Below are 7,527 nucleotides of genomic sequence, written 5' to 3' on the forward strand. Positions count from 1 at the left end.
CGAAACAGGTTCAGGGTGACGAGAAGATCCGCCGCTATCCGAATCCCCACAAACCTCAAACCATCTTGGCGAAGCTGGCTGCCGAGCCCCGCACGCGCGATCGCGCGCGCGCCTGCTCCGGCCCGGGCGCTTCGGGCGAAGAAGCCGACAGTGCGCGGAGCAATTTTGCCGTGCCTTGCAGCGTTTCGGGGACGAGGCTGTAGAAAACGAGTTTCGCGTCGCGGCGGGTCTTGACCAGCTCCGCCTTTCGCAGGATCGCAAGCTGCTGCGACAGGCCCGGCTGGCCGATGCCGGTCAGGCTTTCGAGCTCGCCCACCGACGTTTCGCCTCTTTCGAGCAGCGTGTGCACCAGCTTGAGCCGCACGTCATGCGCAAGCGCCTTCAGGAGCGCCGCGATCGTGCCGAGTTCGGTCTCCGTGAAGCGCGTCACCGGCCCGTCTTTCCATCGCTGTCGGTCCGCGTCTGGTGGAACCAGCAGGGCCCTTCCGCCGCATCAAGCGCCGACGCCTGATCGTGGCAGGGCGGCAGCAGCACGTCGTCGCCCGGGCGCCAGCCTTCGGGCGTCACGACATTGTCGCGGTCGACCCGTTGCAGCGCGGCGACGACGCGCAGCAGTTCCTCGACCGACCGTCCGACGGTGGCGGGATAGCAGATGCGGGCGCGGACGACGCCGTCCGGGTCGATGAAGAAAGTCGCGCGCAGCGTCGCCGCGTCGATCGCGTCCGCCGCGATCATCCCATAGGCGCGGCCGATCACCATCGACGGATCCTCGACGATCGGAAAGCCGACCGTCACGCCGAAATGGTCGCGGATCGCACGGATCCAGCCCAGATGCGCATAAAGGCTGTCGACCGATATCGCGACGAGCGCGCAGTTCAGTGCATCGAACCGATCGACGGCGCGCGAGAGTGCGACGAATTCGCTGGTGCACACCGGCGTGAAGTCGCCCGGATGCGAGAACAGCAGCACCCACCGGCCGCGATAGTCGGACAGGCGCAATTCGCCCATCGTCGTGCGCGCCTGAAAATCGGGCGCGACCTCGCCGATCCGGAGCGGTCTGGGGCTCAGGCCGGGGTCGTCCATGCTCGCGCTCAATATCGGCTCCCGACAGGTTGAAGGGTGAAGAAAGAACCTACACGCTTACACCATCATGATAAACGACGAAGCGAGCGCGCGCGATGGAATCGCCGCGAAATTTCGACGAGCGGCAATTGCGCCGGGCCGAAGCGCGGTTACAAGCGATACCATTCGATCAGGAGAATATGATGCGTCTGGCCCTTGCTCTGTTGCTGTTCCCCGCGCTGCCGTTCGGCCCCGCGATCGCCCCCGCGCTGGCGCAGGTAACGCCGGCGGGCACCCAGGACGAAGCGCTGCTCGAATTTCTCGACCGCGCCTATGACGAGCGGGTGAAGCTGAGTCCCGAGGAGCAGACACGGCTGGGGTTCAAGACCGACTATGACCGGCTCGACGATTATACCGATGCCGCCGCGGTGCGCGAACAGGCACTGGCCGAGCGACAGCTTCGGGACCTGCACGCCCGCTTCCGGCCCGAGCAGCTCGGCGAGCGCGCCCGGGTCAGCTACCGGCTGTTCGAATATGAGGTCGAACGCGGCCGCGAATCGGCCCGGTTCCGCAAACTGCGGTTCCCGGTCACGACGAACGGCAGCCCGGCGGGCCAGATTCCCGTGCTGCTCATCAACAACCACAAGATCGACAGCGTCGCGGACGCCGAAGCCTATATCGCCCGCCTGCGCGATACCGAGCGCGTGATGCGCGAGGTCGCGGCGTCGATGCGCGAGCAGGCCGCGGCGGGAATCGTGCCGAACAAGGTCAATTTCGCCCCCGCGCGCGCCGATGCGCGCAAGGTCATCACCGGCGCGCCCTTCGATGGCGGCGCCGATTCGACGCTGATGGCGGATTTCCGCAAGAAGGTGACGGCGCTCGACGCGCCGGCCGCGGTGAAGGACAAGCTGCTGCAGGAAGCCGGCGCCGCGCTGACCGGGCCGTTCCAACGCGGCTACGACGCGCTGATCGCGGCGCTCGACGAGATCGAACCGCAATCGAAGGGCAATTTCGGCGTGTGGAGCCTGCCCGATGGCGCGGCCTATTATGCCGATCGGCTGAAGCGTTCGACGACCACCGACCTCACCGCCGACCAGATTCACGGGCTGGGCCTCGCGCAGGTGGCGGCGATCCGGCAGGAGATGGAGGCGATCAAGCGCGAGGTCGGCTTCGACGGCACGCTCGAGCAGTTCTTCGACCACATCCGCACCGACCCGCAATTCAAATATCCGAACAGCGAGGCCGGCCGTGAAGCGTATCTGCACGATGCGCGCGCGGTGATCGCCGCGGCGATAGCGGCGGCACCGCGCTATTTCTCCGTCCTGCCCAAGGCGGCGCTGGAGGTGCGCGCGGTGGAGAAGTGGCGCGAGGCGACCGCTTCGACCGCTTTCTACAATTCGCCGTCCGCCGACGGTTCGCGTCCCGGTATCTATTACGTCAACCTGATCGACATGAACCAGACGCAGAAGGTGCAGGTTGCGGCCATCGCCGCGCACGAAGGCGCGCCGGGACATCATTTCCAGATCGCGCGCCAGCAGGAACTGGCGGGGTTGCCCAAATTCCGCCGGTTCGGCGGCTATGGCGCCTATGTCGAGGGCTGGGGCCTCTATTCGGAGCGGCTGGCGAACGAGATGGGGCTGTACAAGGACCCCTATGACCGCTTCGGGATGCTGTCGCTGCAGGTATGGCGCGCGATCCGGCTGGTGCTCGATACCGGCATCCATTCCAAGCGCTGGACCCGCGAGCAGGCCATCGAATATTTCCGGTCGAACAGCTCGGTGTCGGATACCGACATCGCGCGCGAGGTCGACCGCTATTTCAACTGGCCGGGGCAGGCGACGAGCTACATGGTCGGCCAGCTCAAGATCGCCGAGCTGCGCGCGCGCGCCGAACGCGAACTGGGGCCACGCTTCGATATCCGCGAATTTCACGAGGCGGTGCTGGGCGAAGGTGCATTGCCGCTTGACCTGCTGGAAGATCAAGTGGAGCGGTATATCGCAGCTAAGCGCTCCTGAGAGCGGGCGGACGAGGTCGCGTCCGCCTTCGCTTTCCCAGCGCTCGGAGAAGACCGCCTAGAGCCGGCGGCCGGTGATCCGGCTGATCTCCTTTGCGACCATCGTCTCGACGATCGCCGGCAAGTTGGCGTCGAGCCAGTCCTTCAGCATCGGGCGGAGCGTGTCGATCACCACCTCTTCCATCGTGCGGCCGCCGGTCGGCGGTGCGGGCGATGCGGCCGTGCCAGGCGCGACGGCGGCGGTCAGCGCGTCGAGCGACTGGCGCGCGGCATCGGCGCTGGCGGCTGACACGAGTTCCTCGCCGCCCGGCGCCGCTGGTGCGGCATCTTGAAGCGCGTCCACCGCTGCCTCTTCCTCCTGCAGGTCGAGGATGTCGTCGGCCGGGGTGCGCGCGGCGCGCGCGGCGCCCGGCGCCTCGTCACGGGCGATGACGCGCCGGATCGACGACAAGATATCTTCCATCGACGGCTCTCGCGACAGATCGCCCATCCTTGCCCCCTTCGGTGAACCCGCGCGGCGGGCGTTAACCACGATCATAAAGGTCCGGGGCGGGGCTTGCCAAGCCCCAGATTGCGGATTTCACGCCCGGCACCCCGGATTTGCGTTTTGCCGCGTTTTCGGGGTCGCCGGCCGTTTTCGCCCGGCTGGAACGCCCTATTGGTGCGGCAGGTTGCTGGCGTCGGCCGGGACGCCGGCATCGGCGGCGGGCACCGCGCGCGTATCGGTCGCCTGCTGCTGCGGTGCGGGATCGTCGGCCCAATCCCAGATCTGGCCGCGCACGCGCTCGTAATTGACCGCCGGATCGTAGAGCGGGCCGCCCTCGATCCCCAGGTCGCGCGCCTCGGCCTTGCCCATCGCCGCGAGGACCGAGAAGGCCGCGACATAGCTGTTGCGCCGCGCCGAGACGAGCTGGACCTGCGCGTTCAGATATTCCTGCTCGGCATTCAATATGTCGAGGATCGAGCGGGTGCCGACGCTGTTCTCGGCACGGACCCCTTCCAGCGACAGCGCGTTGGCGCCGACCGCCTGCTCGGTCGCGGCGATGACGCGCTCGTTCGCCTGCCATGCGGCATAGGCCCCGCGCGTCTGCGCGATCACGTCGCGCTCGGTCGCGACATAGGTCTCGATCGCCTGGCTCGTGCGCGCCTGCGCCTGACGGACCTGCGCCGCCGGCCGCCCGCCCTGGAACAGCGGCAGCGTCAGCGTGACGCCGGCGGCGGCGCTGGTCTGGCTCTGCGACACGCCGACGCCGGGAACGCCGCTCGACGCCGAGCCGAGGAAATTGGTGTAATTGCCGCTGACGGTGCCGTCGAGCTTGGGCATGCGCGAGGCGCGCGCGACGCCGATGTCGGCGCGCGCGGCGTGGACGAGCTGGTCCGCCGCGTCGATGTCGGGATTGTCCCGCAGCGCGATCGTGACCGCATCCTCGGCGCTGGCGGGCAGGCCGGGCAGCGGCGGCGGCGGCTGGAGGTCGACCGGCGCCTCGCCGACGAGGCGGATATAGGTTTCGCGGCTGGCGATCAGATTCGCCTCGGCGCTGCGCAGGTCGCCCTCGGCGAGCGCGAGTCGCGCCTGCGACTGGGCGACGTCAGTGCGCGTCAGGTCGCCGATCTCGAACCGGTCGCTGGTCGCCTGCAAATTGGTGCGGAGCACCGACACATTCTTTTGATTGAGCTGGACGATCGCGGTGTCGCGGATCACGTCCATATAGGCGCCGACGACCTGCGCGAAGACGCTCGCCTCGGTCGCGCGCAGGTCCGCCTGCCCGGCCTCGACGCGATATTGCGCGGCGCGCACCGCGTTGCGCACCGCGCCGCCCTGATAGATGGGGACAGAAAGCCGGCCGCCGGCGTCGATCAGCCGCGTCGGTGAGGAAAAGCTGTTGCCGGGCTTCACCAGATTTTCGCTATAATCGCCCTGCGCGCCAAGCGACGGCAGGCCCTGGCTCCGCTGGATCGGGACATTCTCGTCGTTCGCCCGCTGTCCGGCGCGCGCGGCGGTCAGCGTCGGGTTGTTCTCATAGGCCTTGGCGAGCGCGCCCTGCAGCGTCTCGGCGGCGGCCGGCGTCGCGGTCAGCAGGAACGCCCCGGCGGCGATGCCGGCAAGCCAATATCCCCGGCGAACGGGTTTCATGTCGGAGTCGTGCATCCTGTTGCCAGCCTGAACCAGAGGGAAGGGGAGAATCAGAAGCGGAAGCCCCGGGGGGCCGCAAAACCCGGCAGCAGCGCGACGTCCATGTCGGCGAAGGGACGCAGCGCCAGCGTGCCGTCGGTCTTGATGCCCTGCACCAGCCGCGTAACCGTGCCGTCGCGCCGCGCCGCGACCAGCCGGCCGCGCCGTGCGAGCTGGCCGACCAGCGTGTCGGGCAACTGCTCGATCGCGCCGTCGATGATGATGCGATCGAAGGGCGCGGCGTCGGGCGCGCCGGCGGTGAGGGGGCCCTCGATCCAGCGGATGTCGGTGTCGGCCGTGGCGGTGCGGGCGACCGCGATCAGCTCGGGCGATTCCTCGACCGCATGAACCTTGGCGCCCAGCATGGCGATCAGCCGCGCCACATAGCCGGTCGCGCCGCCGATCAGCAGCACCTTCTGCCCCGGCTGGATATCGGCGGCGACGAGCATCCGTCCGGTGACGAGCGGCGGGTTGAGCATCCGGTCGCCGCCGAGCGCGATCGCGCGGTCGATATAGGCGACGCTCGCCAACTGCGCGGGCACATGCGCCTCGCGCGGGACGGCTCCCATCGCTGCGACGATGGCGGGATCGATGACATCGCTGGTGCGAAGCTGGCTGTCGACCATCGCCGCCCGCATCGCCGCCGCGCTCAATTCGCTGTATTTGGTTGCCATCAGCCGGTTTCCGATTCTGCTGTTTCGTTCGTTTCCGCCGGGAGCTTCTAGCCCATGCCGCGCTGTATTGCAATTATAATACAGCAACGAAGTCCGGCTGCCGCCGCGCATAGCCGCCCGGACGTCCTGCGCCAAGCCTCGTCGCGGCCGAAGCGGCGGCGTGTCACCGAAAATTGCGCAACAAGCGGATTGCCAGTGTGCGCCGAAATCGCTAGGGGCGCTTCTCCACGCATTTTGAGCGCCTGAGGCCCGATGGCGGAGTGGTGACGCAGCGGACTGCAAATCCGTATACGCCGGTTCGATTCCGGCTCGGGCCTCCACCCCTTGATGAGAATGGCAATCTCCCAAGGGTTTATCCTTTCGATTTGCTAACTTTGCGGACAGGGTTAGCAGATTTCCGCTGCGCCCTACCGTGCTGGAGAGCGTTCATCGCGTGATCGGCGAGCACCTTCTTCTGGGCTTCCTTGGTGTAACGGATCACCTCGCCCTCTGTCGTGTGGCCCGTGATCGACATGATTTCGTTCACCGAGCATCCCGCCTCAGCAAGGCGTTTGGCCATCGCCTTCCGAAGCCCGTGTGATGAGCATTGCGGCAAGCTCGCTTCGTCGCACCTGTCCCGCATCCAGTTACCGAAACCGTTAGCCGTAAACGGCTTGCCATATTCGGTGACGAGGAACGTCATGTTCTGACGCGGCGTTCCCTCCAAGACGCGTTTCAGCTCCGGGTGGATAGGAATATCCACCAGTGCATTAGTCTTGTCTTGACGAACGGCGATCCTGTCACCCTTCACGTGCTGCCAGCCCATCTTGACGGCATCGGATTTGCGCTGCCCCGTATAGAGCATGATCGCCATGGCAAGCCGCGCCTTGGTGCCGATCGGGTGGATCGCTTCAAATTGGGCGATCTCCTCCTCTGTCCAAGTGTGGAAGCCCTCCGATGAGACTTTCAAGCCGCGCATTCCTAGCAACGGGTTGTGCTGTATCATGTCTATGTCAGCAGCAAAGTTCAGCAGAGTTTTCAGACGCTTCAAAAGGCTGTTCGCGGCCTGAGGTCGATCTTCCATCTGACCGATCAAGGTCTTGATGTGAGAGCGTTTGAGACCTGCGACGGGTAAATCTCGGCACTTCTCGGCGAACCGTTCCAATATCCGTCGATAGTTGCGCTGAGTTGCCGGTGCCAAGTTCAGGAACTCGGGGGCGGTATAATAGCGCCGCAGGAGGTCGCCGAAACTGCCCGGCACAAGGCGGGAGGAGGCAGTAGGTGCGATCTGCTGCGCCTCCCCCTCAACGGCCTTTTGGTAGGCTATCATGAAGGCCTCAGAGTAGAGGGGACCGGGAAGTGGAATTTTCTTCACGCCGGGCCGATTGTAGTAAATGCGCTCCTTGCCGTGCCTGTCCCGATAAACGTGGACATATGGAGGCCGCTTATATCGGGGCATGAGTAAACACCTGATCCCACGGATTGCCGGTCAAGGGGGCCACGCTGCCGTATTTCGCTTCGACATGCTTGCGTGTCATGATGCGGAAGGTGCCATCTTGATGAAGTTTCACCGAGACGGGTTCCTGCCCCATCTTCTCCAGCAATTCCCACATGGCCCGGATGTT

Annotated in this window: 8 protein-coding genes and 1 tRNA gene; 2 read left to right on the forward strand and 7 right to left on the reverse strand. The window is 66.0% G+C overall.

Annotation, left to right across the window (positions count from 1 at the left end; translation table 11 throughout):
• Window positions 1-55: 55 nt before the first annotated feature.
• Window positions 56-430 carry an ArsR/SmtB family transcription factor gene (locus SGR02S_RS18280; protein WP_067113431.1) on the reverse strand — a complete coding sequence of 125 codons (375 nt, stop codon included), beginning with the start codon at window positions 428-430 and terminating at the stop codon, window positions 56-58.
• Window positions 427-1,083 carry a peroxiredoxin gene (locus tag SGR02S_RS18285; RefSeq protein WP_067113434.1) on the reverse strand — a complete coding sequence of 219 codons (657 nt, stop codon included), beginning with the start codon at window positions 1,081-1,083 and terminating at the stop codon, window positions 427-429. The genes SGR02S_RS18280 and SGR02S_RS18285 overlap by 4 nt, the downstream gene beginning before the upstream one ends.
• Before the next feature lie 179 nt (window positions 1,084-1,262).
• Between SGR02S_RS18285 and SGR02S_RS18290 the strand changes: the two genes are divergently transcribed.
• Complete coding sequence (locus SGR02S_RS18290; protein WP_067113447.1) at window positions 1,263-3,077, forward strand: DUF885 domain-containing protein; 1,815 nt, start codon at window positions 1,263-1,265, stop codon at window positions 3,075-3,077.
• Between the two features lie 57 nt (window positions 3,078-3,134).
• Here the strand turns inward: SGR02S_RS18290 and SGR02S_RS18295 are convergent, their stop codons facing one another.
• From SGR02S_RS18295 to SGR02S_RS18305, 3 genes are all read right to left on the reverse strand, one after another.
• Window positions 3,135-3,566: a DUF2497 domain-containing protein gene (locus tag SGR02S_RS18295; RefSeq protein WP_067113438.1), complete on the reverse strand. Its 432-nt coding sequence runs from the start codon at window positions 3,564-3,566 to the stop codon at window positions 3,135-3,137.
• Between the two features lie 165 nt (window positions 3,567-3,731).
• Window positions 3,732-5,225, reverse strand: coding sequence for a TolC family outer membrane protein (locus SGR02S_RS18300; RefSeq protein ID WP_067113441.1), 1,494 nt, complete (start codon window positions 5,223-5,225; stop codon window positions 3,732-3,734).
• A 35-nt stretch (window positions 5,226-5,260) separates the two neighbouring features.
• Window positions 5,261-5,923 (reverse strand): protein-L-isoaspartate O-methyltransferase family protein, encoded by a 663-nt coding sequence (locus tag SGR02S_RS18305; protein WP_067113443.1) that lies wholly within the window; start codon window positions 5,921-5,923, stop codon window positions 5,261-5,263.
• Window positions 5,924-6,169: 246 nt separating this feature from the next.
• Here SGR02S_RS18305 and SGR02S_RS18310 point away from each other — a divergent pair.
• Window positions 6,170-6,243 (forward strand) — tRNA-Cys (locus SGR02S_RS18310).
• A gap of 32 nt (window positions 6,244-6,275) precedes the next feature.
• Here SGR02S_RS18310 and SGR02S_RS18315 read toward each other — a convergent pair.
• Complete coding sequence (locus tag SGR02S_RS18315; RefSeq protein WP_169799710.1) at window positions 6,276-7,232, reverse strand: tyrosine-type recombinase/integrase; 957 nt, start codon at window positions 7,230-7,232, stop codon at window positions 6,276-6,278.
• A gap of 115 nt (window positions 7,233-7,347) precedes the next feature.
• Window positions 7,348-7,527: hypothetical protein (locus SGR02S_RS20325; protein ID WP_169799711.1), on the reverse strand; the 180-nt coding region annotated here is incomplete at its 5' end.

This window comes from Sphingopyxis granuli NBRC 100800, from assembly GCF_001591045.1.
Taxonomy (GTDB): domain Bacteria; phylum Pseudomonadota; class Alphaproteobacteria; order Sphingomonadales; family Sphingomonadaceae; genus Sphingopyxis; species Sphingopyxis granuli.

Coding starts and splice junctions, on each gene's coding strand:
- SGR02S_RS18290 (WP_067113447.1), top strand. CDS start 1,263: ATGATGCGTCTGGCCCTTGCTCTGTTGCTGTTCCCCGCGCTGCCGTTC.
- SGR02S_RS18285 (WP_067113434.1), bottom strand. CDS start 1,083: ATGGACGACCCCGGCCTGAGCCCCAGACCGCTCCGGATCGGCGAGGTC.
- SGR02S_RS18305 (WP_067113443.1), bottom strand. CDS start 5,923: ATGGCAACCAAATACAGCGAATTGAGCGCGGCGGCGATGCGGGCGGCG.
- SGR02S_RS18315 (WP_169799710.1), bottom strand. CDS start 7,232: ATGATAGCCTACCAAAAGGCCGTTGAGGGGGAGGCGCAGCAGATCGCA.
- SGR02S_RS18300 (WP_067113441.1), bottom strand. CDS start 5,225: ATGCACGACTCCGACATGAAACCCGTTCGCCGGGGATATTGGCTTGCC.
- SGR02S_RS18295 (WP_067113438.1), bottom strand. CDS start 3,566: ATGGGCGATCTGTCGCGAGAGCCGTCGATGGAAGATATCTTGTCGTCG.